Raw genomic sequence first — 23,434 nt, forward strand, 5'->3', positions numbered from 1 at the left:
CTAGGCGCCGGCGGCTCAAAGCCTTCGAGTCCAACGGGTTGGGTTGAAATTGAGCCGTTGGATATCGAGATGGCGGAAATAAGCAGCAAAAGATTTGTATCGGACACCGAAAGAAACTTGCTGGAGCAAGTAAGGATCGCCCAAATTCATCTGGGTAGGAAGAGCTTTCCACTGGCAGCAATATTTTTCAGACAAGCCATGCAAAATGCTGAACTTAGTGGATATCGGCGTCTAGCACTGATCTTAAGGACTAAGGTTTTGCAGCTCGAACAGCCTGTGGGTTGTGGCGTCGTGGTTGGCTTCGAGATCTGGATGCAGGCTAATCCTGCCTTTTTAATAGCCCATAAACCGCAGGAATTACCGCAAGGGTCAGAGCTGTTCCGAACATCAAGCCCGACACAAGGACTATGCCAATGGCCCGTCTAGCTTCCGAGCCTGCACCGGTGGCTAGCATGAGTGGTACAGCGCCTAAAACCATGGCGGCTGTGGTCATTAAGATAGGCCGGGTGCGCAGGGCGACGGCCTCGGTTATTGAGCCGGTTTGATTGGCGAAATCTACTAGCAAGATGCCATGTTTGGAGATTAAGCCTATTAACGTGACCAGGCCGATTTGACCGAAGATGTTGAGCTCTAGGCCGAAAATCCATAGCGTGAACAAGGCACCAAAAGCGGCTAATGGCACCGTGACCAAGATGATTAACGGATCGACAAAGCTTTCGAATTGAATCGCTAGAATCCCGTAAATAAATAGAACAGCTAAGAGCAGTAGCCATAGAAAAGTATGAGATGAATCCAGCCAGCTTTTGGCGGAGCCGATGAACGAGTAAGTGTAGCCTGGCGTAAGGTCTTTCTCTAGCAGGGCGTTCATGGCGTTGATGCCATCGCTCAAGGTTTTGCCCGGCTGTAGGCTGGCTCTGAGGTTGCTGGCGCGGAGGCGGTTGTAATGGTTCAGACTTTGAGGCTCGCTGGTGCGTTCGAGTTCCATGAAGGTGCTGAGCGGGATACGTTTGTTATCGCCATTTAAGATATCAACTTCATGGAGGTTGTCGGCAAATTGGGCGCCTTGGATGCGGATTCTGTATTTGAGACCGTCTTTGAAGAATTCGAGAGATTCGTTTTGATCGAACAGCACTTTCATGGCAGACGCCGCTTCTTCGATGCTGACTTCTAATAGAGCCATTTTTTGATGATCGATGCGGGCTTTATAGCCAGGGAAATCGAATTGGAGATCGTAGGCGATGTCTTTTAGGACGGGGTGATCTTTGAGGGATAATTTAAGTTTTTCCAGCTGATTGCTGAGATCTTTATAGGAGTGCGTGGTTTGAACGGCGATAGAGAGCTCTGCGCCGTTTTCATCGCTCTCAAAGCCAGGAAGGCCGGTGTCCCAATTCCAGACGTAGGCGGTGATGGTTGGGATGGCTTTGAGCTTTTCTCTGAGCTCTTCGACGATTTTAAACGCGTTTTGCCTGTCAGCGTGGTCTTTGAGGGCGAAGGTGAAGCCGGTGCCCCAGGACGGGTTTGAGTAGAGGAATCGGTTTTCGATATTGGGATTGTTAACGACCAAGGCATCGATCTGATGAATATAGGGCATCATCGTTTGCAGCGTGCTGCCAGGGAAGGGTTCCAGGTGGACGCCGATGAAGCCGCGATCCTCAAGAGGAACGACGCGTTTGGGGAGTTGTTGGTAGAGCAGCGCGGTGGCCAAGATCAACACACCGAGCGCGGGGACTATGAAGCGTGTCCTCGCTCCCGTTTTTAGCGAGCTAAACATGCCCTCTCCCTTTGGAGAGGGGGGGGCGTGCTTGAGAATTACGGAGCACATGTAGGGGGTTAGGGTTAGGGCGACGAATCCTGAGACTAGGACGGCGGCGGCCAGGGTGACGCCGAATTCTACTAAAACCTGACCGATTAGACCGCCAGTTAAGGCGATGGGCATGAAAACAGCCCCTAAAGTTAAGGTCATGCCGACGACCGCGAAAGCGATTTCTTTGCTGCCGATGATGGCGGCCTCAAGGCGCGGTAGACCTTTTTCAATGTGGCGATGGATGTTCTCGACCACCACAATGGCATCATCGACCACCAAACCGACGGCTAATACGAGCGCCAACAATGAGAAAGTGTTCAAACTAAATCCACACGCTTTGGCGATGGCCAGCGCGCCGATTAAAGAAATTGGAATGGCGATTAAGGGTATCAGCGTGGCTCTGATATCCCTTAAAAAGAAAAACACCACAAGCAATACCAGCAAGCAGGCTTCCAAAATGGTCCAGCCCAGACTCGATAGAGAGCTTTTCACAAACGCGGACCCGTCGTAGCCGATTTCTAGGCTGACATCTTTGGGGAGGTTGGCCCGAAGCGTTGGAAGCAGTGCTTTCACTTGTTTGGATATCTGAATGGGATTGCCGTTGCTGGCGCGGTTCAACGCCAAGAAGACGGCGTCATGGCCATTGACTTGGTTCAGCATGCGGTCGTTTTTTGACAACACGATTTCTGCGATGTCTTTCAAAAGGGTGATGTCGGAGCCGGATTTTTTAACGACGATGTTTTGGAAATCTTCAGGCTTTTCGAGCTCTAGTCTAATTGTAATGGGAACTTCACCTTGGAATTTGCCTGCTGCTAGCGAAACTTGATTGGCACGTAATGCTGAAATCACTTTCGAGGTGGTTATTTTATGACCGGCCATTTTGATGCGGTCCAGTTTGATTTCCATGACATAGGGCACGCCTTGGACTGCGATGGAAGAGACGCCTTTAATGCTTTGCAGTTGGTTTTTGAGATGCAAGTTGGCTAAGTGGGTCAACTCGTCTGCGGTGAGTTTGGAGCTGCTTAAATCAAGGTACATGGTGATGCTTTGATCTTTGCCTTCTTGATCGATGTACGGCTCCATGACGTCTTTGGGCCAGCTGGATTTCACTCGGGAAACACGATCGCGCACGTCTATGAGCGCTTGCTCTATTTTAACGCCGGAGCGAAAAGTGAGCCAGGTTTCGCTAAAGCCGTTGCCAATGTTGGAGCGAACGGTGGCGACCCCCGAAATACCGCTGAGTTCGTCTTCTAAATAGAAGGTGATGTTGTTTTCGATCACGTGCATGCTGGCGCCCGGATATTGCACGCCGACTTTAATCTTGGGCACTGAGATTTCTGGGTATTCGGAGAGATTTAGAGATTGGTAAGCGATAATCCCCAGCAGCACCACAAACGCATTTAGCGTGAGGGTGAGCACGGGACGCTTAATAAACAGGGTCGTCATTTTGTATTCTGCTCTGGCCTCTTAAAATTACCACGTCACCAGCTTTAAGGCCTTTTTGAATCGATGTCTGTTTGCCGGCTCGATCGCCGACGGTCACTGGGGTCAAAACGGCCTTTTTGCCAACCACGCGGTAGACATTGGAAGCGCCGTTTTTAAGAAAAATGCTTTCGGAAGGGACGCTAAGGGCGGTACTTTCAAAAATGAGTTCGACGGGAACTTTGGCGCCTATGATGCAGTCGCTGCATTTGGCAATGGACGCTTTGGCGTAGGCCAGCTGCGTTTTGGGATTTAGGCGGTTTTCAAATGAGGTCAGCGTCGCGGATTGATTTTTAACGTTAAGCTTTTGGCCGATTTTGAGTTTGGTCAACAAGTTTTCGGGAACGGAAAAATAAGCCAAAAGCGAGCTGATGTCGTAAATCGCGACCACGGGGTCGCCAGATTTGAGGTGGCTGCCCACTTCGGCTCGGTAGAGACCGCATTCGCCCGCAAAGGGGGCTTTGAACTTCGAGCCTTCGAGCTCGTGCTCGGCGGTTGCTAAGTCGGCTTTGGCGTCTTCTAGGTCTTTGAGGCTGATGTCGCCTAAGTCGTGCAGTTTTTTAAGTCGGCTTAGGCGTTCGCGTTTGGCTTTAACCACACTTTTGGTGTCGGTTAAAGATTTGCGAAGGCCATCGCTTTCCATCTCAGCTAATAGCTGATCTTTTTTAACGTGTGTTCCTTCCGGGGCGAAGATATGCGTTAAGATGCCAGCAGCTGGGGCGGTTAATATCGCCTCTCGGTGTGCTTTGATGGTGCCTATGAGCGATATTTTTTGCTCGAAGCCTTTGTTTGAAACTGTAAAAGTCTCAACTTTTTGTGGCGCGCCAAACGCTGTGGCAGCGCCTAGTAGTACTAACCATTTCATTTAACCGTCCAAATATTTTTTGAGCAAACTGGTGGCTTCGACCGGATCCGCTTTGCCTTGGGTTTGCTTCATTACCTGACCCATTAAAAATCCGAAAATATTCGTTTTGCCTGACTTATATTTAGCTACTTCGCTTTCATATTGTTTGCAAGTTTGCTCGATAATCTGCTGCAAGGCGCCAGAGTCGCGTTGCATTTTTAGGCCTTTGGACTCGACGATGTCGCTGGGGCGGCTTGCCGGATTGCTCAGTAGGTCTTCAAAAACTGTCTTAGCAATGGTGCCGGAAATCACTCGGTCGTCTATTAACTTGACCAGCTCGCCCAATTGAGAGGGCGTGATTTGCGGCGACATCTGCATTTCGTTGATAATCCAGTTGGCGGTGGTCTTGGCGTTAGCATTTAATGCCAGCGCTGCTTCAAAATAATCTGCCATCTCTTTTTCGGCAATGAGCACGCTGGCATCATAAGCGCCCAGGCCTAGCTGTTCTTGGTAGCGGTTGAGCTTTTGAACAGGGAGCTCTGGCAGGCTGGCTTTGATATCAGCGATTTCATCGGCGCTGACATTAAGCGGCAGTAAGTCCGGGTCTGGGAAATAGCGGTAATCGTGTGCTTCTTCTTTGCTTCGCAGCGCCCTGGATTCTTTGCGGTTGGAATCCCAGAGTCTGGTTTCTTGAACGATGGTGTGACCGGCTTCGATTTCTAGCACTTGGCGACGAGATTCGAACTCGACCGCTTGGCCTAGGAATTTGATGGAGTTAAGGTTTTTCGTTTCGGTGCGGGTGCCTAAGGGCGCGCCGGGCTTTCTTACAGAGACGTTGGCATCTGCGCGCATGGAGCCTTCTTGTAGATTGCCGTCGCAGATACCTAAGTAGGTAACTAAGGCGCGCAGGGTCTTGTAAGCTTCCATGGCGTCTTCGGCTGAGCGCAGGTCTGGTCTGGTGACAACTTCTAGGAGGGGCGTGCCAGCGCGGTTGTAATCGCAAAAGCTTGAGTTGCCGCCTTCGACGTGGATGTTTTTACCAGCGTCTTCTTCGATGTGAATGCGTTCGATACCGATGCTTTTTGGGCCGTCTTTGGTTTGGAAAGTCAGGGTGCCCGGGCCGCAAATCGGCTGGTCATGCTGACTGATCTGATAGCCTTTGGGCAAATCCGGATAGAAGTAATGCTTTCTGGCAAACACGCTGGTGTGATTGATTTCACACCCCAAAGCTAGGCCCAAACGGATCGCGAATTCGACAGCTTTTTGGTTCAGTACGGGGAGGGTGCCGGGGAGGGCAATATCGACGACATCGACGTTGGTATTAGGCTCATCACCATAGTTGTTTTTCGCTGGGGAAAAAAGCTTACTTTGGGTGAGGAGCTGAACGTGGCACTCAAGGCCGATGACGACTTCGTAATCCTTCATAGGCTCGCTCTACGTCCTTTTGCAGCTGTTGAAAAGAGGCGTTTGCGGCGGGGGGAAGGGCAAGTACAACCAAATCACGCTTTTCGAACATGAAAGATCGCTCTCTCAAGATATGCCTGAGGCGACGCTTGACAAGATTACGGATATTGGCTTTACCGACGTTTTTGGGAACGGTAAATCCCACATGACCATCCTCGCGTACGGTGCGAGAGATCAAGACAACGCCTGGCGATTTGGAACGTTGCCCAAGGCGTTGTATGCGAATAAACTCATGGCGCTTTTTAATGCGCCTTGAAGCCGGAAGACTATTTGGCGTAGACAGAAGGCACCAGGCGTTTACGGCCTTTGGCACGCCTACGTGCAAGTACTGCGCGTCCGCCAGCAGTGGCCATACGGGCCCTGAATCCATGATCGCGGAGAAGTTTAATGCGGCTTGGCTGATAAGTACGTTTCATAGCAAGGCCAAGCTTGCGTTTTTGAGGTGGGTTGTCAAGAGAGCGTGATGATCCTGGGCTCTTTCAAATGCCAAATGTCTAAGCGGGTTTTGGGAAAAAAGGCGGCATAATGACCCTCTGGCGGATTGTCTGTGTAGCTTTGCACTAACTTTTTACGTGCAGGGCAGGCGCTTAGCCAAATGCCTAGCTCGGTAAATAGTTCCAAATTAGGCGTTTTTGTTTTGATAAGTCCTTGATTAAATGCGGCGATTAGGTTGTCAAAGCGCTTTTGCTCGTGCGGCATTAAGCCAGCCGTATGGGCTTTTAAAGCGGTTAAGATGTCCGTGTAATATTGCAGAGAAACAGGCAAGATTTGAGACTTCGCGTTAAAATGAAAACCCTTTGCTTGGCTGAATTTGAGCGGTACGCCGGATTGGATGTTGGGGTAGGGTGCTTCCAGTTGCAGGCGTATGTCTGTCCGCTTGGTCTTTAGGTGGTAAATCAGCCTTTCAAATTCTCGCTCGCCTCCGATGCTGCGATCTAGCCGTTTTGGATTAGTGGGGTCGAGCAAACCGCTGAGTTTAATCTTTTGGCAGCTGGCAGGGATTTCAGGAATTAATGCCCTGAGAGAGTCGAAGGTTTGAGGTGGCAGGTCAGCGCAGAAAGACCAAGTGGCAGGCATTGAAGGCAACAACGATTGGAAGATGAAACTCATGCCAACAAAATCACTTATGGGTGGATAGATGTTTTGTTAAATCGCATCACAAAGCGGGTATTTGGATGTTGGTCGTCTAAAAAGATATCACCTTGATGAGCGCTAATAATTCCTTTGGAAACACTGAGACCTAGTCCTGTGCCTTTGCCCACGTCTTTGGTGGTAAAAAAAGGATGGAACAGTTTGTTGGCGATTTCCTTCGAGATTCGATTGCCGCTGTCGGTGACTGCAATTTCAATATAGCCTGGCAACTCTTTCGCTTCGATGGAGATCCATTTAGTTTCAAGTTGCGCGATAGCATCGGTGGCATTGTTCAGTAAATTGATGAGGACTTCAGTGATTTGGGTTGGCCGGCATTGCAGGACGATATTTTCGGGGACATCAATTTTTACATCTATGTGCAGGTCTTTGAATCGGTACTCGCATAGCAGCATGGTTTCATCTACAATTCCTTTCACATTTGCCTGCAGCAAAGGGTCATCCTGGGCGTCCCTCGAAAAGGTTTGCAAACCTCGGGTAATACGGGCAATGCGAGCAACTGTTTTTTCAATATTATCTAAAAAATTAACGATATCTTTATCTGCTTTATCTTTGGCTAAAGACGCGAGCATGGAAATAATCGCCAAAGGAGTGTTGATTTCATGAGCGACCCCGCCAGCCATCGTTCCTAGGGCAGCCATTTTAGAGGAGGTTTCCAGGGCATTTTGAGTTTCTAAGAGCAAAATTTGCGTGTTCTTTCTTTCGATGGCGTAACGAATAGTCCGGGTCAGTATCTGGGCATCAACTTCACCTTTGACTAAGTAGTCTTGCACACCTTCTTGCATGGCTCTGATCCCCAAGTCTTGGTCTTTTAGTCCTGTTAATAGGATGATGGGTATTCTGGGAAAACGTTCTATGACTTTTAAAAAAGTGGCCGGCCCAGTGCTGTCTGGCAGAGAAAGATCCAGCAGCAATACGTCAAATTGATTTGTCTCAAGCTTTTCGAATGCGCTTGATAACCTATCAGCACGTTCTTCAACGAAATCGCCAGGCACTTCGGAGAGCATGGCTAAAAAAAGGCCAGCATCACCTGCATTATCTTCTACTAGCAGAACTTTGATTGCGTCTTTTGTCATAACGGTAATCTCACGGTTGAAAACCAGTATTCCTCTAAGGATTTTATCTTTTGAATAAATTGATCAAGCTCAGCCGGCTTGGTGATGTAGCTGTTGGCATGGAGATTGTAGGTTTTGATGATGTCATCTTGAGATTTTGAGGTGGTTAGAATGATGACCGGGATCCGCTTTAAATTTTCATCGTTTTTGATTTTTTCTAAGACTTGGCGACCATCCATCTTAGGCATGTTCAGATCTAAAAGAATCAGATCGGGTGTTTTGGCGTCAGCATAATTGTCTTGTTTGATGAGGTATTTAACGACTTCTTCACCGTTGCGAACGACGTTGACTTCATAGCCAATCGTCCAGTCTTTCAGTGCTTCGATGGTGAGTTGCACGTCGCCTGGGCTATCATCTGCGATGAGGATTTGAACATCTTGTGTCACTTTTTCTCTCCTAAGGTGAAATGAAAGGTTGAGCCTTTACCAACTTCGGATTCAACCCAGATTTTGCCACCATGGTTTTCAACGATTTTTCTACAGACCGATAAGCCGATGCCTGTTCCCGAAAATTCTTCAGCCGTGTGGAGTCTTTGAAATATGTCGAAAATCCTTTCGAAATGTTCGGGCGCGATGCCAATGCCGTTATCCCTGATGGTAAATTCAGTGTCTTGGTCTGATTTCTTGGCCGAAATATGGATTTGAGGGGCCCTGTCTTTCAGCCGATATTTGATGGCATTGCCGATGAGATTTTGAAATAGGCGCTCGAGTTGCACATCATCAGCCATAACGGCCGGCAGAGGATCTCGTGTGATGACAGTATCCGATTCTTCAATGGCAACTTTTAGATTGGAAAGGGCATGATCCACTGTGGTCTCGGTTTGAGTCAATACGGGTGGTTTTCGTTGCGTCCCCACGCGGGAGTATTCGAGCAAATCGTTGATCAGCTGCTTCATACGCAGCGCGCCATCGACAGCAAAATGAATGTATTCGTCGCCGCTTTGGTCTAATTTACCCTGGTAGCGTTTTTTTAACAGCTGGAGATAGCTTGAAACCATGCGCAGGGGCTCTTGTAGGTCATGCGAAGCAATATAAGCGAATTGCTGAAGCTCTTGGTTGGAACGGGCCAGTTCAGCGGTTCGAAGCGTTACTTTAGCGTCCATTTCTTCGTTCAAAATCTCAAGATTCGCTCGGCGAATGCAGATTTCCCTCATCTCTCGTTTGGCCTGAATGCAAGTCTTAATCAAAAATACGTCTTCGAATACGACCCAAGCGGCATGCTCGATCCAGCGCCATTGACTAGCAGCTGCAACCCCGAACACCGATTCAGGAAAATAAGTTCCTCGCAAAAAGTGGTCCGCCGCGACCACAATGGTGGCAGTAACTAAAACCTTCCAGTCTCTGTAAATTGCCAGGAAAGCCAATGAGCCAAAAACATGGAAATGCGTTTCAATGCGCCCGCCCGTTAAGTGAATGAGCAGAGCTGACCAAAGCATCTGGCTAATGGCAATAATATGGCGGGTATAAACTTCGCCGGGTTTCATTATCGCCATAGCGATGGGGAATGCAGAAAGCGCACCACCCATGAAAAGCGCTGCCCATACGTGAGGGTGGGTATAGCTTGTAGCGCCTTCCCAGGCCTTGGGGGAGAGAGTAAGGGCGCATATCATTCCGAATGCCCACTGGATGATCATCAAAGTCGCGAACATGTGGTCGGTTCGACGAAAGATTCCATCTCTCATTTCATGAAAGAATGTTTCAGTCCGAATATCTGCAGTTCCTGTCATAATATTGTTGTCTCGTGGCCTTCATATAAGACGCAGCCAAAGACTGGCGTATGCTTGACCGTCGTCTTTCGCTCATTGATAAAGGAGACGATGGCGCTTTTGCCTGCGTTGTCTCCCGAGTGTCCACGAGCGCTGGTGATGCCGCCGCTGAACACCAGTCTGCCTTGAGGGTCATATAAATTAACTTGGCCGGAGGTTTTTGCGCCAAATCGTCTTGATTCTACGCCGTTTTCATCAAGTGAAACCGAAACGCCCGGGATGGCTTTGGCCGCTCTCCAAAGGCGCGTTTGGGTCCAGTTGGCATCAGGGTTTTTCGGTGTAACGAACAACACATGCACATCGAGCCTGTGGTTTACCTGAGCCAAGATTTCGTTGAGCTCACCCACTGTCGCGTAGGAGCATGGGCAATCAGGATGCGCAAAAATGACCAAACTGTCTAAAGAGGTCTGTTTTGGGATGGTTGTCTTTTGGGGCCATGTCTGCGGCGTTTGGGCAGCGCTACCTGGTTTCGCACTGTATTCCCAAAGCTTAGACAGCCCGATTATCATCAGCACCAGCCAGACACCGGAGAGTAATATCAAGATTCGTTTCGTGCCCATGTACTCCAAGATGATAACTATATTGGAGGCGTTAGTGTTGATGGAGCCTATTGTAAAAACGAAAAATGCCCTTTAAACGTTAGATTCGTTCGGATGGCGGGTGTAGCTCAATCGGTGGAGCATCAGGATGTGGCCCTGAGGGTCGAGGGTTCGATTCCCTTCACTCGCCCCATTTTAGCGTTCGTAGCTCAGCTGGATAGAGCACCGGATTTCGATTCCGGGGGTCAGGGGTTCGAATCCCTTCGAGCGCACCAGGCATTTTCATGAATTCTAACTCAACAGACGAAGCGGTAGAACTTCTTCAGCGCGTCTTTGGCTATGCTGCTTTTCGGGGAAAGCAGGAAGCTGTGGTTAGCCATGTCATGACTGGCGGCTCTTGTCTGGTGCTCATGCCGACAGGCGGCGGAAAAAGCCTTTGCTTTCAAGTGCCAGCGCTGCTTCGCCCAGGCTTGGCGATTGTTATTTCGCCGTTAATCGCTTTAATGCAAGACCAGGTAGACGCCTTGGTGCAAAACGGTGTTGCAGCGGCGTTTTATAATTCCACGTTAAGTTTTGAGCAAAAAAGAAAGGTCAAAGCTCAGGCCATAAACGGTGAGCTGAAGCTCTTATATGTTGCGCCAGAGACTTTGAATGCACTTGATTTTCGGGCATTTTTACAGAGCCTTACCATCGGGTTGATTGCGGTAGATGAAGCACATTGCGTGTCGCAATGGGGGCATGATTTTAGACCTGAATATTTGCAGATTGCAACGCTTCGACAAGAGTTAAATTCCAATATCCCGCTGATTGCCTTGACCGCAACGGCTGATCCCGTCACGCAAAAAGAAGTCCGTACCCGCTTAGGCTTGACATCAGACCCGGTATTTTGTTCAAGCTTCGATAGGCCGAACATTCGTTATCAAATCGCTTTGAAAAAAAGCGGCAAAGAGCAGCTTTTCGAGTTTATTAACACACGTCATGCAGGGGAGGCGGGCATCGTCTATGTCATGAGCCGCGCCAAAACCGAAGAAATCGCGACTTGGCTTTCGCAAAAGGGCATGAAGGCGTTGCCGTACCATGCGGGTCTAGACCAAAATACCAGGCGCACGCATCAAGAGCGCTTTTTACGCGACGAAGGCGTGGTCATGGTGGCAACAATTGCCTTCGGGATGGGAATTGATAAGCCGAACGTTCGATTTGTAGCGCATCTGGATTTGCCCAAAAGCATCGAATCCTACTATCAAGAAACCGGCCGAGCGGGCAGAGACGGTGATCCAGCTTCTGCCTGGATGGTCTACGGCCTAGGGGATGTGGTCCAACTACGGCAAATGATTGAATCCGGCGAAGTGGGCGAAGCCTTTAAACGCTTAAGTCAGCAGAAGCTAAACGCCATTTTAGGCTTTTCCGAAACGGTTCGTTGCCGCAGACAAGCATTGCTGGCCTATTTCGGAGAGTCCTACCCCGAGCAATGCAATAATTGCGACAACTGCCTGGAGCCGCAAAACACCTGGGATGCTACTTTGCCCGCCCAAAAAGCACTTTCCAGCATCTTCAGAACGGGCCAACGCTTCGGAGCGGGGCATCTGATTGACGTGCTGCTTGGCAAAGAAACCGAACGTGTGGTTCAATTCGGCCACGTGAAGTTAAGCGTATTTGGCATCGGCAAAGACTTAAAAGAGAAAGAGTGGTCTTCCGTATTTCGCCAACTGGCCGCAGCGAATTATTTGACTGTAGATCCCGACAACTACGGTGCGTTCAAACTTAACGAGCAATCCTGGACAGTTCTCAAAAAAGGCCAACAAGTATTTCAGCGTGTCGATCCGGTAACTACCAAAGCCGAAAAGAAAGCGCGTAAAACACCTGTCCAACCAACCGATTGGAATGACGCCAACACCGAGCTCTTCCAAAATCTGCGAACTTTACGTCTTGAGTTGGCCAAGGAACAAAACCTGCCCCCTTATGTTGTATTTCATGACAGCACTCTGCGCGAGATGGCATCACGCAAACCAAGTAATCTCTCTGAATTAGCCCTGATACCAGGCGTAGGCGAGGCAAAACTCAAACGATACGGCCAAGCCTTTTTGGAAGTGCTACGCACTTAGGTGTCTGACGCCTAAAGCCGGTTAAAGAATGCGGTGAGTTCCACTTTGAAATCATTTGGGAGGCTGCGTGTGCTTATTCTGACCTGGTTGAACCGGTAGTCTATTTCAGTTTGTTTTTGCCAAGTCGATAGGTGGCGAATTACGATAGATGACAATAAAAATCTCGTTGTGTTTTCTGAGGTTATCTTAATAGTAACAACGCCTTCCTCGTAAATGAGCTCGACAATGTTCCATCCATCTCCCGTTCTAATGTAGGCAATATGGTCGGCGTCAGAGGTGAATTTTGACCATAGAGCCAAAGCGTTTTGGGGCATTAGCGAAATCATTAAAAAGCAAAGCGATTTCATTTCAATAGTTCCCGGAATCATCTCGCTCCATTTGCGAAGTTTTTGACAAACAAGATGGTCATGCGTAGGTCACGCCAAAATTCAGGAGGAACCTCGCCCAGTTTTGATTTTATGGATTCCTTAAGTTCTGAGGTGATTTCATAATTCGGAGCCTCTAACTTATGATGTTTAAAGGATGGCCTGGTGGTGCATGCGATGGTGACAAATACCGCCTTATTTCCTGGGGCAGATATGCTGATAAGGTCAAAAAAAGGTTTTGACTTGTCTTCGTAACTAATATTATCGGGGTTCGCTGTTCGCACCCAGGCCACTGATGCCGGTGCTGCTAATGCTAGGCATACTAAAAACATCGTTAGATGATTCTTCATGAGAGCTTGAACCAAAGTCACGCATTCAAAAATCCAGATTTTAATCGTTCGGGAATCATCTGTCGCCTCTATTTTATTAATGCATCATGAAATGGACGCTAATTCGCTCGGTTGCTTTTTGTTTTAGTGCCTGCATATGGCCGATGCATCTTCAAACTTTTTTTAAATTGGATGAATATGTTCAAGCTTTCGTGCCTGCCCAAAAATACTTCGTAAAAACCGAGATTTTCTCGCGCGAGTGGCTTTTAGGGCGCGTGTTAATTTTGGTGGGCGTTCATTACAATGACCCTTATGGAGGTCGACACGTCAGGCCTTTGTTAATTGAACTATGTCCTAACGAACGACCTGAATTTCGGTTGGTTTTTTCGGTGCCGGAATAGGCTCCTAAAGCTGCAGGTTGTGCCGTCCAATGAAGCACATCGCTTATATCTTGGTTTTTCTAGCCCTTGATACTCTGGCAGTCGTGAAGATAAATGATATCCAAGTTTTGGGTAGTCACAATAGCTTTAAACGTTACATGAATGGCTTTATCGTATCGGTCATTACGTCAGTTTGTGAGTTGCCCGACATTGGGATTCCTGATTATCAACACAGGCCGCTGACTCAGCAGCTGGATCGTGGCGTTAGAGCGTTCGAATTTGATATATTTGTCGATCGAGAGGGTGGGCGTTACAAAGAATATAAAGTTATGTCGACATTGGGCGAGGACGGAAATTCCTATGACGCGGAGTTGGAAGTGCCTGGCTTTAAAGTCTTCCATGAGCCCAACATTGATTTTTACGTTAACTGCAGACTCTTGACCACCTGCCTTAGGCAACTGCTCGATTGGTCCAACCTGCATCCCAATCATCTGCCTTTTTTAATTCAACTTGAGACGCGAAGCACCGATGTGGCGGTGCTGCCTGGTCTTGATGTCTCGAAGGCGAGTTTTTTAGGCGTTGTTCCAGTTGTGCATTTTGAAGCGGCGGATTTGGATGCGCTGGATGCTGAGGTGCTCAGCGTCATTCCTATGAATAAGCTGATTTTACCAGACGATGTACGTGGCACTTATGGCACTTTAAGAGAAGCTGTTTTGGCAGGAAATTGGCCCAGCCTAGCTGCATCGCGAGGAAAATTTCTAATTTTCTTGGATCCGTCCTCGGGCGTCGGAAGTATGTACACTAATAACCACGCCTCTTTAAGAGGCAGGCCTTTATTTATGTCTGCTGACCCGGCTTCCGATGAGGCAGCAGTGATAAAGCGTGATTCTCCACTTTTATACCAAGAGATCGTAAGCTTGGTATCTCAAGGGTTTATCGTTCGAACCAGAGCCGATGCGGATAGTATTGAAGCCATTTTAAACGAGACTAGGCCTCGCGATTTGGCTTTGGCCAGCGGGGCTCACATTATTTCCACCGATTTTATCGAGCCCACCACCCGGTACGGCAATAACTATGTGGTGAAAATCCCAAAGGGAAACCCCGGCCGCTGCAATCCCGTTCGCGGTGGGTCTTGTACTTCAGCCGACGTTGCCGAGTAAGATGAGGAGGATATCATGAGAATAATTTGTTGTGTGATTCTAGCGAGTGTTTGCGTGCCGTTGAGTTTAAATGCCAGCAGCAACAACACTTGTTTGCCAGTTCTGCAGTCCACGGTCGACCAAATTACCGAACTGAATCGGCAGATAGCGATTGGCCTTGGCAAAGTTGATGCTGTGGTGGCGAAAGCAGACGAACTTAAGAACACCGTCGACCGTGGCATTAACAAGACAGTGCCAGACATTTTAAATACATTGAATCGTGCCATCGATTTAATTGATAGCAAAACCAACGTGGGCCTTTTAGTCGGTGGGGCAGTCGCTATAACTGCCGGTTGCGCCATCACCGGCGCGATTGTTTATACCTGCTATCGGAAAACTAGAGAAGGCGTTCATGGCTTAATCCACCATAGTGATGCGGCACAGGGTGCTGTTCAAGTGCCTGTGCCCGCGCCAACTAGCCCTACCGCGAACAATTTATCTCGTTAGAGCGCTATCTTATTTTGGCAGCAGCGTACCATTTGCAGATTCCTTGCCAAATGTCCTCTGCCGATTCGGCGAACCAAAATAGCTTGCGATCCTCCGGCGCTATCACACCCTCTTCGAGTAAGAAGTCAAAGTTTACAGCCTGGCGCCAGTAGGCTTCGCCAACTAAGACCACCGGCATAGGCTCGACTTTGCGGGTTTGAATCAAGGTCAAAACTTCAAAGAGCTCGTCTAAAGTGCCATAGCCTCCTGGGAAAGCCACCAAGGCTTTGGCTCTCTCCAAAAAGTGCAGTTTGCGCATCGCGAAGTAATGAAAGTAAAAGCATAAGCCGGGCGTAATATATGGGTTTGGAAACTGCTCCAGCGGCAAGCGTATATTCAAGCCAATACTCCGGGCATTTGCGTCATGCGCGCCCCGATTGGCCGCCTCCATCACACCTGGACCGCCACCAGTCATTACAGTCAAGTTATCAAGTGGCGCAGCTTCGTTGGCACGGGCAACGATGTTTCCGAATTGATGCGCAATGCTGTAATATTTACTTTTATCCATCAGGCGTAGGAGCATTTGCCTTTCTACGTCTTTACTGGGATCGTCCGCGATTTTATCCAGCTCGATCTGAACGGCTCCTGCTTCTTTGATGCGTGTGCCACCAAAAACGACCACCGTATTTTTGATGTTCTTTTCCTGCATCAAATATTCGGCTTTTAGATAATCAAGCTGCAAGCGAATGCCTCTTGTGACTGGCGCATGCAAAAAATCCAGGTCGTGGTCAGCCTCAATATAACTAGGATTGTCAATAATCGCTTTGATGCGCTCCGGCGCCAACGGGTCTTCTTCTCGCGGTTTGAATTTTTGCTCAGGCAACGGTACTTCGCGAACCATGGTCATACTTACTTATGCCCTACAGTCAAAGCAGAGCTCAAGATAATTGCAGCACCGATTAGCTGAATGCCCGTAATACTCTCACCTAAAACACACACGCCAAGCACCAAAACCGCCACTGGCTCCAGCACCGAAATAATAGATGCCTTACTCGCCGGCAGCGTTTTAATACCCATCAAGAATAAAAAAATGGGCAACACAGTCCCAAACAACGCAAACCCGGCAATGAGCATCCAGGCATCACTCGTTTCAGGCCAAATGAGCGTGTGCTGTTGAAATCCGGCTTCTAAAACGAAGGTGATGGTGCATCCAAAACAAACCCAAAAGGTGGACACCATCGGCGATAAATTATTTTTGATGGATTTGCTCGAAAATATATAACATGCATAGCCCAATCCTGAACCAGCCGCCAAGACGATGCCGAGCAAATCTACTCGAAACTCACCGCGCTCACCAAAAGCAATCATGCTGGAGCCGACCACGATTAAGGCCAAAGCAAACATGGTTTTGACCGAAGGCTTTTGCTTGTGAAAGGCCCAAGAAAACAACACCACAAACAATGGGTATGCAAAGAAGATAACCATCCCAAGGCCAGTGCCAATTAGCCTAGCGGATTTAAAATATAGCCCAGTCCCATAGCCATAAAAGATGATGCCCAACAGGATGATGATGCCGATGGTTCGATAGTCATCTTTTTTCAAAGATTTCAGCGATAGGAGGAAAGCCGGGAGCAGCAACAAGCAGGAGAAAGCAAATCGCCAAAAAAGTAAGTCACTGACATCGAAACCTATCCCACTAAGGCGCGCACCAAAATAGCCAATAGTTCCATACAAAATGGCGGATATTGCTGTGTAAATAACCCCTATACTCATTAAATCACCATAGCGGTGGGTTTAAGCCCGTCAAGGTGCGTGCTAAAATGGATTTATGTCTTTGCATATTGTAACGCCTCTACTTTATTCGCCCGGCTTGAAATGCTGGTTGAAAATGGATGCTCTGCAGCCAGCGGGCTCTTTCAAAATACGCGGTATCGGCCATTTGTGCGAGTATTACGCTCATGAAGGGCAGGCCAAATGCTTTGTGTCTTCTTCCGGAGGAAACGCAGGCATTGCTGTTTCTTACGCTGGTCAGAAATTAGGTATTCCTGTTGAGGTGGTCGTTCCTAAGACTTCTTCGCCTTTAATGATAGACAAAATCAAGAGCCTTGGTGCTAATGTCACGGTGCATGGCGAAGACTGGAATGGGGCAGACGCGCGTGTCCAAGCGATGCTTCGTGAAAATGAAGGCTATGCCTATATCCCCCCTTTCAACCATCCAAAGATTTGGGATGGTCACGCCAGTATTATCCGTGAAGTAGCTGCTGAGCATATTAAACCAGACGTCGTCATCGTTGCCGTAGGTGGCGGTGGGCTGCTTTGCGGCATTGTTCAAGGCCTTCATGAGCAAGGCTGGAACGATGTGCCTGTTATTGCCGCTGAAACAGAAGGTGCGGCTTCTATGGCGGCCGCGCTAAAAGCTGGCGAGCCAGTGACTTTAGATTCGATCGAAACCGTTGCGACCTCTTTAGGTGCTAAACGCGTGTGCGATCAAGCCATCGCTTGGAGCGAGCGGCACGAAATAATATCGGCTGTCGTTTCCGATAAACAGGCTCTAGATGCCTGTGCCCATTTTGCCAATGAACAACGTGTTTTGGTTGAACCCGCTTGTGGCGCGGCACTGGCAGCAATTAAGCATCGCTATAAAAGTCCTTTGGTGATTGTTTGCGGTGGCAATGGCGTGAGCTTGGATTTGGTTAACGCATGGTCTCACAATCTAAGGGGACAACTTTGAAACCGCTTCGAATATCTTGTTAATATTAAAGGGCTTGTCGAACACCCTGTCGGCGCCCATGGCATTAATTTCGCTAGGCTCGTAGTCGCTATAGCCAGAGATAAATATAAACACGGGTGTTTTGGGATCTTTGGCTTTGACATTTTTGAGCAATTCGATGCCGTCCATTTTTGGCATGCGTACGTCTGAGAGAATGATGGAGATATCAGGATTTTCCTCTAAAATTTTCAGCGCTTCTATACCATTGCCTGCCAAATGCACCTTATAGCCTTTGGTTTCAAATTCATTTGCGACGAGTTCTCTCAGTAAATCGTCATCATCTACGACCATAATTGTCTTAGACATGTTGCACCCTCTTAGGTAGTTTTATCACAAATTGGGTGTTAACCGTCTTCATATCCAATTCTAAAACGCCTCCGTGGCTTGCAATAATGCCTTGCGACACGCTGAGACCGAGCCCAGTGCCCTTGTTAACCTCTTTGGTGGTGAAGAAGGGCTGGAAAATCATTTTTTTAGCTTCTTCAGACGCCCAAACGCCACTATCGGTTACCGTGATTTCAACCATGGTATCTTGTGAACTCGCCTCAATGCGAATCCACTTTTGTTCGTTGTTTTCCATGGCGTCGCAGGCATTGTTCATCAAATTGAGCAACACTTGAGAAATCTGGGTAGCTCTGCAGTCGATGCTCAACTGCTCATCAACTAATACTCCAATATCAATCCCAGCATTTTTGAACTTTTCAGAGCAAAGCGCCAACGTGTCATCTACGATTTGCTTAACATTGGTAGGCAAAAATGGATCCTGGGCGCCGTCTCTAGAGAAGGTCCGAAGGCCTCTCACAATAGATGCAATGCGGTTCACCGTTTTACCAACGAGCGCGCTAAGGCTCGCGAGTTGCGCGGCATCTACCGGCTCTTGTTCTGCCAGTTTGCTGAGGCGTCCAACGATAAGTTCAATACTAGCAAGGGGAGTGTTGATTTCATGCGCTACGCCGCCTGCCATTTCGCCTAACGCAGCTAAGCGACTTTGAGCCACCATACCTACTTGGATGTCTTGAAGTTCTCTTTCGAGCCTTTCTTTGATGGCCGCGCTCATGCGGGATTCGCGCAGGTCTTTGGCATACACTACCGCGCCTAAGCTTCGGTCTTTTTGTTTGTAACGCCTTGCTGAAACCAGCAAGGGGATTTCGGTGGCATCTCGGGTGCGGGCATTGCAGTTAATATCTTGGAATTCGCTGAGTTCACCATCTAGCCATTCTCCGCCTTGTTCAGCGTGAATCCAATGGGTGATTTTGGTGTCTTTTAAGCCTTCGGCGTCGTAGCCAAGTGCGCCCATCGCCGCATGATTGACTAAGATAATTTTGCCTTTATCGTCGATTAAAAAGAGCAAGTCGCCGATGGCATTCATCATTTGCTCAAGCATGTTGCGAGATACTGTCTCTTCTAAGAGTTCTTCGGTGGCTCGCATGCGCATCATGGTTTCTGCAAACTGGGATGAAATCAGGTTTAAGAAGGTGGTTTGTTTGTTGGTAAACATGCCAGTTGCCAGGCTATTTTCCAAATAGATAATATAAACTAGCTCTTGCTGAGCGATGACGGGAAAGCATAAAACGGAGCGAGAAGACGCATTCGCAAAATAGGCGTCGCGCTCGAATTGCTCGTCTCTTTTAGAATCAGCAATGACATGCGGCTCGCCCGTTCTCGCGACATAGGTGACTAACGAGCTCGAAAACTGGCACGTACTCGGATACATTTCTGTTTTAGACCCTCCCTGGCTGTTCTCGGTGCATGCCTTGACAATGGGCTGTTTATTAGCGTCCAGTCGTAAGAGCACAACCCGCTGCGCGCCCGCGGTCTCCAAAATCACTTTTAGGGCATACTCGATTAATTCAGGCAAAGTTGACTGATTGGCGATGCCGAGAACAATCTTATCGATTTCACTAAATTCCGTAGACGTGGGAGCCGCTACTTTTTCTGGCAGGGTTTCGCCTTTTAAATTGAAATCGGGGTAGAGCTGCTGCAAAAAGTCGCATTGACTGGCGCAGTCCCAAAACTTGTAAAGTCGATAAGCTTCCCTGCAAAAGACTTCGGCAATTTCATGCTTGCCCCGCATTGTTTCAAACGCCGCAAAACGCTGCCAGGCGAAGGCCTGAATAAACCAATTAGCCTGTTGAGCTGTGTGAATGGCATACATGAAATGCTGTTTAGCCTTAGAATAGTTTTGTCTGGAGGATTCTCGCTCTGCTAAGGCAAGTTGGTAATACCCCATGTAGTTTTCAGGACAACCTTTGGTCCATAGGCGCATGCAAAAGAGACTAAAGCCCGCGTATAAACTACCAAATAATTTTTCCGACCACGTGATTTGATTGCTCGGTGCGCTGTACCAGCCGATTAAGAACGCAAATCGATGAAACAGCTCCAGCAACAGGCCATTTAAATCAATGGAACGAAACGCGAACGCCAGGCCAACGCGCATATTTTCCAGCGGTTGCTCTTTCAGCATGAATTTTAGCTGGGCAAACACTTCATAATGAGCGCGCGACATTAGGTTGCCATTTTGAGTCATTTCTTGGGCGTAGCTTGCCGGCTCAAGCAGGGGCGCCAGGCTCGCCGCATTACCTCTAAGTTCTCTAATATAATCAATAATAAATTTTTGGTTGTTAATCACTTCCCGGTCTTTATGCGGTGTATGAAACTTCAGACAGGCTAAGCTCTCGTCCTCGATTTCATTCAACGTTTTTTGCTGGCAAAATACCCTGGGGCATGAGGAAAAGGCCAAAGCGTAATCGGCCCAATGCAAAACGCCGACCTCTTGATTTAAAGCAGCCGCTTGTTTGTACTCTTTGGCTAGCGCCGCCAAAGGCATGCGCCACTGATCGCCAAACAGCGATGAGATAAATTGCAGCTGAGCGGCCACTCTAAGATCCGGATATTGCTCGCTGACGGTCTTAGCCAGTTGCCGCCATTTAAAGCCTCGCTTGAGAAGTTTGAAAGTCCCAGCTTCTAGCACCGCGACTGCCCCGAAGCCGAACGCGGCGTCTTTATTAAATCCGTTTTTAAGCGCCAAATACGCCATGTGGATACTAAGCAAGCCGAACATGTCGCTGTTCACCATGTAGCAAGATGGAATCGTGTAGTTAATGATGTTGAGCACAGCAGCAATCCGCCGATCAGTGCAAGGCGGCAGATTTGCCCAATGATTGGGATTGCGCCAACCACCCGCCCACAACAATTTTGCATACTTGACGAGCACGTGTCCTTTATGTGCTCTAGTAGGAAATTTAAATCCCAGCCTAGCCAGCATGCTCAGTCCGAACGCAATGTTTTCCTGGTGTCGATTAGTTAAAAAAAGGAGCTCGTTATAAAGGGTAATAATGCGCTCGTTATGCAAAACGTCTGAACTCAAAGCGAAGCATTTTTTAATTGAAGCTTCGGCAATGTCATAATGCGCTTCACAATGTGCCGCCTGCGCATGGGCGGCATACAGGTCGTAAAAAGTCTCGTCTTCGCACAGCGCGAGCGCTTCGGTGAGCAAGTTATAAGCAATGCCATAGGCCGAACTGGCCAAGGCTTTGCTACCGGCTTGGTAGTTTAGAAGTCCCAAATTTCTGCGCTCCCCGCTTTCGAGGAGAAGGCTTTTGGCCTGATTAAGATGCTCGACCACTTCGAAGATTTGAGCAGGGTCCAGTGCTTTGCCTACTCGCAGATGCCGGCGTGTTCGCTCCTCTTCGGAACAGATTTTGTAACAAGCCTCCTGGACCCGATCATGCGCAAAGGTTAAGAAATTTTTTCCTTCTATAATTAGGTTATCTGCGATGAGTGGATGCAGATGTTCGTAAATCACATCCTGTGGCAAATCGGTTAGTTGATGCAGCAACTCCAATGAAAAACGGGTGCCAATGACCGCCGCCAAGTTGCTTAAGTCCTGCGTTTGCTCGGGGTAAGTCGATATCTTGCCAATCATGAAGCTGACGACATCGTCAGCGAATTGAGAAGATGCCACCGCTTCGACATCAAACTGCCAGCCTTGGTCCGACTGTTTGATGATGCCATTGGTGTACGCGGATTGCAGCATCTGTTTGACGAAGAAGGGGTTTCCTTGCGTTTTGGCGAAAATGGCTTCTGCCAGAGTTTCGACTTGTTTGTGACCGGTATTTAAAGTGTCTGCTACCAAAGCGGTGACGCTTTCTAATTTTAGCGGCGGTACTTCCAAATCGAGCCAGACAAGGAACGGGTTATGGCGAAGTTCCTCGCACATGATGATAAACGGACTGGTTTCATCCACCTCGTTGCTTCGATAGGCAAACACCAAATGCAGATTCGGCACGCGATTTTTAGTCAGCAGATAAGTTAGAAACTTGACACTAACCCTATCCACCCACTGCATGTCGTCCAGAAAAAGCACTGCGGGCGTTGATTCAGAAGCAATCAGCGATAGCAAGCTTTCGAGGGCGCGATGCAGCCGGAGCTCATTCACCTCCACCGCAACTTCTTCAAGAGCCGGCTGCTCGCCAACAATCAGTGCCAATGCCGGCACCAAGTCGGTGAGCGCACGGCCACTTGGACCGATGAGCGTTTCAAATTCTTGCTTAAATCGAACCAGCGAGGGGTTATCCAACGTTAACAATTGATTGCAGTATTGCGTTAAAGCCTGAATTAAGCCGGCGTAAGGCTTGCCTTGGGCATATTGCTCGAACTTACCAGATATCAAACTGCCACTGCGTGCGGTCAGGGGTTTGTACAATTCCTGTACCAGCCGGGTTTTACCGATGCCAGAAAAACCACCTACTGACAGCACATTCATGTGCCCAGGCCCCATGCCTTTAAAATGATCCACAGCCGCTTGAACCTGCGCGGCTCTGCCGTAGAGCTTGTCGGAAATGAAGAAAGTGCGCTGCCTATCCAAAGCCCCCAGGCGGGTGAGTTCGCCTTTTTCTAAAGCAATAATGTCTGCGAGCACGCCGTTTGCGCTGCGATAGCGGTCTGCCGGCTCTTTGGCTAATAACTTGGCAATAAGATTGGACAGCTCGGCCGGAATATCAGATTGTACTAAGTTTAGTGCGGTGGGCACCAACGCTAGGTGAGCGTAGATTAATTCGTTGGGCTTTTCGAAGGCAAAAGGCGGCTTACCCGATAGGAATGCGTAAAACAAACAGCCGAGTGAATATAAATCGCTAGGCTCCTCAACCGGCCGATTCATTCTGCCGGTGAGCTCTGGCGAGCCATAGACTAAATTGAAGCTGGAGGGGCCCTCCGTCATCAGGCTTTGGTTCAATTGTTCGAAGATGGCAAAGTTGCCTAATATGTAGGCTTGGCGATCTGCATCGACAAAGATACTTTCGGGACAAATGTTTTTGTGAAGAACTTTGCGTTCATGGCAATAGGCTAGGGCAGTTAGCAGAGATTTCGCGATGGCGTAAAACTGAGAAAGGCTGGTTGTCGAGTCTGGATCCCGGCTCAAAGGCTGGGATGACATAAGCTCCTGCACCAGGAAAATGCCGCTTTTGTCTTCTTTGCAAATTGGATATTTTTGAAGGCCCGGATGGTCTAGGTTGGCAATTTGACCGGCTTCAAACAAAATTTGCTGCCATTTCGGCACCTGGGCTGAACTTGCGCCTAAATAATGGTAGATTAATACAGGCAGCCCGTCGGCCGTCTCACCCTGGAATTCCGCACGATGCCCCGTATGGCCAAGAGCTTTAGTAATATGAAAAGTTGGATTCTGCATACACCTGTATAG

The 23,434-nt window shown here is 48.5% G+C and carries 20 protein-coding genes and 2 tRNA genes; 8 read left to right on the forward strand and 14 right to left on the reverse strand.

Annotation, left to right across the window (positions count from 1 at the left end):
* Nucleotides 1-319: 319 nt before the first annotated feature.
* The 3 genes from V4534_00875 to gatB are packed head-to-tail and all read right to left on the reverse strand — an operon-like array spanning nucleotide 320 to nucleotide 5,555.
* Nucleotides 320-3,250, reverse strand: a complete 2,931-nt coding sequence (locus V4534_00875) for an efflux RND transporter permease subunit (GenBank protein ID MES2503410.1) — start codon at nucleotides 3,248-3,250, stop codon at nucleotides 320-322.
* The gene (locus V4534_00880; GenBank protein ID MES2503411.1) at nucleotides 3,231-4,151 is read right to left on the reverse strand and encodes an efflux RND transporter periplasmic adaptor subunit; all 921 of its coding nucleotides are present in this window, start codon (nucleotides 4,149-4,151) and stop codon (nucleotides 3,231-3,233) included. The genes V4534_00875 and V4534_00880 overlap by 20 nt, the downstream gene beginning before the upstream one ends.
* The gene (gatB, locus tag V4534_00885) at nucleotides 4,152-5,555 is read right to left on the reverse strand and encodes an Asp-tRNA(Asn)/Glu-tRNA(Gln) amidotransferase subunit GatB (GenBank protein ID MES2503412.1); all 1,404 of its coding nucleotides are present in this window, start codon (nucleotides 5,553-5,555) and stop codon (nucleotides 4,152-4,154) included.
* 19 nt (nucleotides 5,556-5,574) lie between these two features.
* Between gatB and V4534_00890 the strand changes: the two genes are divergently transcribed.
* Nucleotides 5,575-5,850, forward strand: coding sequence for a hypothetical protein (locus tag V4534_00890; protein ID MES2503413.1), 276 nt, complete (start codon nucleotides 5,575-5,577; stop codon nucleotides 5,848-5,850).
* A gap of 10 nt (nucleotides 5,851-5,860) precedes the next feature.
* Here the strand turns inward: V4534_00890 and rpmH are convergent, their stop codons facing one another.
* From rpmH to V4534_00920, 6 genes are read right to left on the reverse strand one after another with little or no spacing between them, the layout of a single operon-like run.
* Nucleotides 5,861-6,010 carry a 50S ribosomal protein L34 gene (rpmH, locus tag V4534_00895; GenBank protein ID MES2503414.1) on the reverse strand — a complete coding sequence of 50 codons (150 nt, stop codon included), beginning with the start codon at nucleotides 6,008-6,010 and terminating at the stop codon, nucleotides 5,861-5,863.
* A 34-nt stretch (nucleotides 6,011-6,044) separates the two neighbouring features.
* The gene (locus tag V4534_00900; protein MES2503415.1) at nucleotides 6,045-6,704 is read right to left on the reverse strand and encodes a hypothetical protein; all 660 of its coding nucleotides are present in this window, start codon (nucleotides 6,702-6,704) and stop codon (nucleotides 6,045-6,047) included.
* A gap of 14 nt (nucleotides 6,705-6,718) precedes the next feature.
* A complete protein-coding gene (locus tag V4534_00905) occupies nucleotides 6,719-7,819 on the reverse strand; it encodes an ATP-binding protein (GenBank protein MES2503416.1) in 1,101 nt (366 codons plus the stop codon).
* Entirely contained in the window at nucleotides 7,816-8,244 is a 429-nt protein-coding gene (locus tag V4534_00910) for a response regulator (GenBank protein MES2503417.1), read from the reverse strand. The genes V4534_00905 and V4534_00910 overlap by 4 nt, the downstream gene beginning before the upstream one ends.
* The gene (locus V4534_00915; protein MES2503418.1) at nucleotides 8,241-9,584 is read right to left on the reverse strand and encodes an ATP-binding protein; all 1,344 of its coding nucleotides are present in this window, start codon (nucleotides 9,582-9,584) and stop codon (nucleotides 8,241-8,243) included. The genes V4534_00910 and V4534_00915 overlap by 4 nt, the downstream gene beginning before the upstream one ends.
* Nucleotides 9,581-10,183 carry a hypothetical protein gene (locus V4534_00920; GenBank protein ID MES2503419.1) on the reverse strand — a complete coding sequence of 201 codons (603 nt, stop codon included), beginning with the start codon at nucleotides 10,181-10,183 and terminating at the stop codon, nucleotides 9,581-9,583. Before V4534_00920 ends, V4534_00915 begins: the two co-directional genes overlap by 4 nt.
* A gap of 96 nt (nucleotides 10,184-10,279) precedes the next feature.
* On the opposite strand from V4534_00920, the gene V4534_00925 reads away from it, so the two are divergent.
* The 3 genes from V4534_00925 (at nucleotide 10,280) to recQ (ending at nucleotide 12,264) form a co-directional block, all read left to right on the forward strand.
* Nucleotides 10,280-10,355, forward strand: a tRNA-His gene (locus V4534_00925).
* 5 nt (nucleotides 10,356-10,360) lie between these two features.
* Nucleotides 10,361-10,437, forward strand: a tRNA-Arg gene (locus V4534_00930).
* A 9-nt stretch (nucleotides 10,438-10,446) separates the two neighbouring features.
* Nucleotides 10,447-12,264, forward strand: a complete 1,818-nt coding sequence (gene recQ, locus V4534_00935; protein ID MES2503420.1) for a DNA helicase RecQ — start codon at nucleotides 10,447-10,449, stop codon at nucleotides 12,262-12,264.
* 364 nt (nucleotides 12,265-12,628) lie between these two features.
* On the opposite strand, the gene V4534_00940 is transcribed toward recQ, so the two are convergent.
* Complete coding sequence (locus V4534_00940) at nucleotides 12,629-12,979, reverse strand: hypothetical protein (protein ID MES2503421.1); 351 nt, start codon at nucleotides 12,977-12,979, stop codon at nucleotides 12,629-12,631.
* Nucleotides 12,980-13,065: 86 nt separating this feature from the next.
* Here V4534_00940 and V4534_00945 point away from each other — a divergent pair, with 86 nt between their 5' ends.
* From V4534_00945 to V4534_00955, 3 genes are read left to right on the forward strand one after another with little or no spacing between them, the layout of a single operon-like run.
* Nucleotides 13,066-13,359, forward strand: coding sequence for a hypothetical protein (locus V4534_00945; GenBank protein MES2503422.1), 294 nt, complete (start codon nucleotides 13,066-13,068; stop codon nucleotides 13,357-13,359).
* A 29-nt stretch (nucleotides 13,360-13,388) separates the two neighbouring features.
* Nucleotides 13,389-14,498 carry a Ca2+-dependent phosphoinositide-specific phospholipase C gene (locus V4534_00950; protein MES2503423.1) on the forward strand — a complete coding sequence of 370 codons (1,110 nt, stop codon included), beginning with the start codon at nucleotides 13,389-13,391 and terminating at the stop codon, nucleotides 14,496-14,498.
* A gap of 15 nt (nucleotides 14,499-14,513) precedes the next feature.
* Nucleotides 14,514-14,984 (forward strand): hypothetical protein, encoded by a 471-nt coding sequence (locus V4534_00955; protein MES2503424.1) that lies wholly within the window; start codon nucleotides 14,514-14,516, stop codon nucleotides 14,982-14,984.
* Between the two features lie 4 nt (nucleotides 14,985-14,988).
* Here the strand turns inward: V4534_00955 and V4534_00960 are convergent, their stop codons facing one another.
* Together V4534_00960 and V4534_00965 are read right to left on the reverse strand one after the other, a co-directional pair.
* A complete protein-coding gene (locus V4534_00960; protein MES2503425.1) occupies nucleotides 14,989-15,870 on the reverse strand; it encodes an LOG family protein in 882 nt (293 codons plus the stop codon).
* A 2-nt stretch (nucleotides 15,871-15,872) separates the two neighbouring features.
* A complete protein-coding gene (locus V4534_00965) occupies nucleotides 15,873-16,736 on the reverse strand; it encodes an EamA family transporter (GenBank protein ID MES2503426.1) in 864 nt (287 codons plus the stop codon).
* A 55-nt stretch (nucleotides 16,737-16,791) separates the two neighbouring features.
* Here V4534_00965 and V4534_00970 point away from each other — a divergent pair, with 55 nt between their 5' ends.
* Entirely contained in the window at nucleotides 16,792-17,694 is a 903-nt protein-coding gene (locus tag V4534_00970) for a pyridoxal-phosphate dependent enzyme (GenBank protein MES2503427.1), read from the forward strand.
* Here the strand turns inward: V4534_00970 and V4534_00975 are convergent.
* Both V4534_00975 and V4534_00980 read right to left on the reverse strand, forming a co-directional pair.
* Nucleotides 17,677-18,039 carry a response regulator gene (locus tag V4534_00975; protein MES2503428.1) on the reverse strand — a complete coding sequence of 121 codons (363 nt, stop codon included), beginning with the start codon at nucleotides 18,037-18,039 and terminating at the stop codon, nucleotides 17,677-17,679. The genes V4534_00970 and V4534_00975 overlap by 18 nt on opposite strands.
* Nucleotides 18,032-23,422 (reverse strand): AAA family ATPase, encoded by a 5,391-nt coding sequence (locus V4534_00980; protein MES2503429.1) that lies wholly within the window; start codon nucleotides 23,420-23,422, stop codon nucleotides 18,032-18,034. Before V4534_00980 ends, V4534_00975 begins: the two co-directional genes overlap by 8 nt.
* Nucleotides 23,423-23,434 lie beyond the last annotated feature (12 nt).

The sequence above is a fragment of the Myxococcota bacterium genome (genome assembly GCA_040387835.1).
In the GTDB taxonomy this organism is placed as follows: Bacteria; Myxococcota; UBA727; order UBA727; family JABDBI01; genus JAZKCZ01.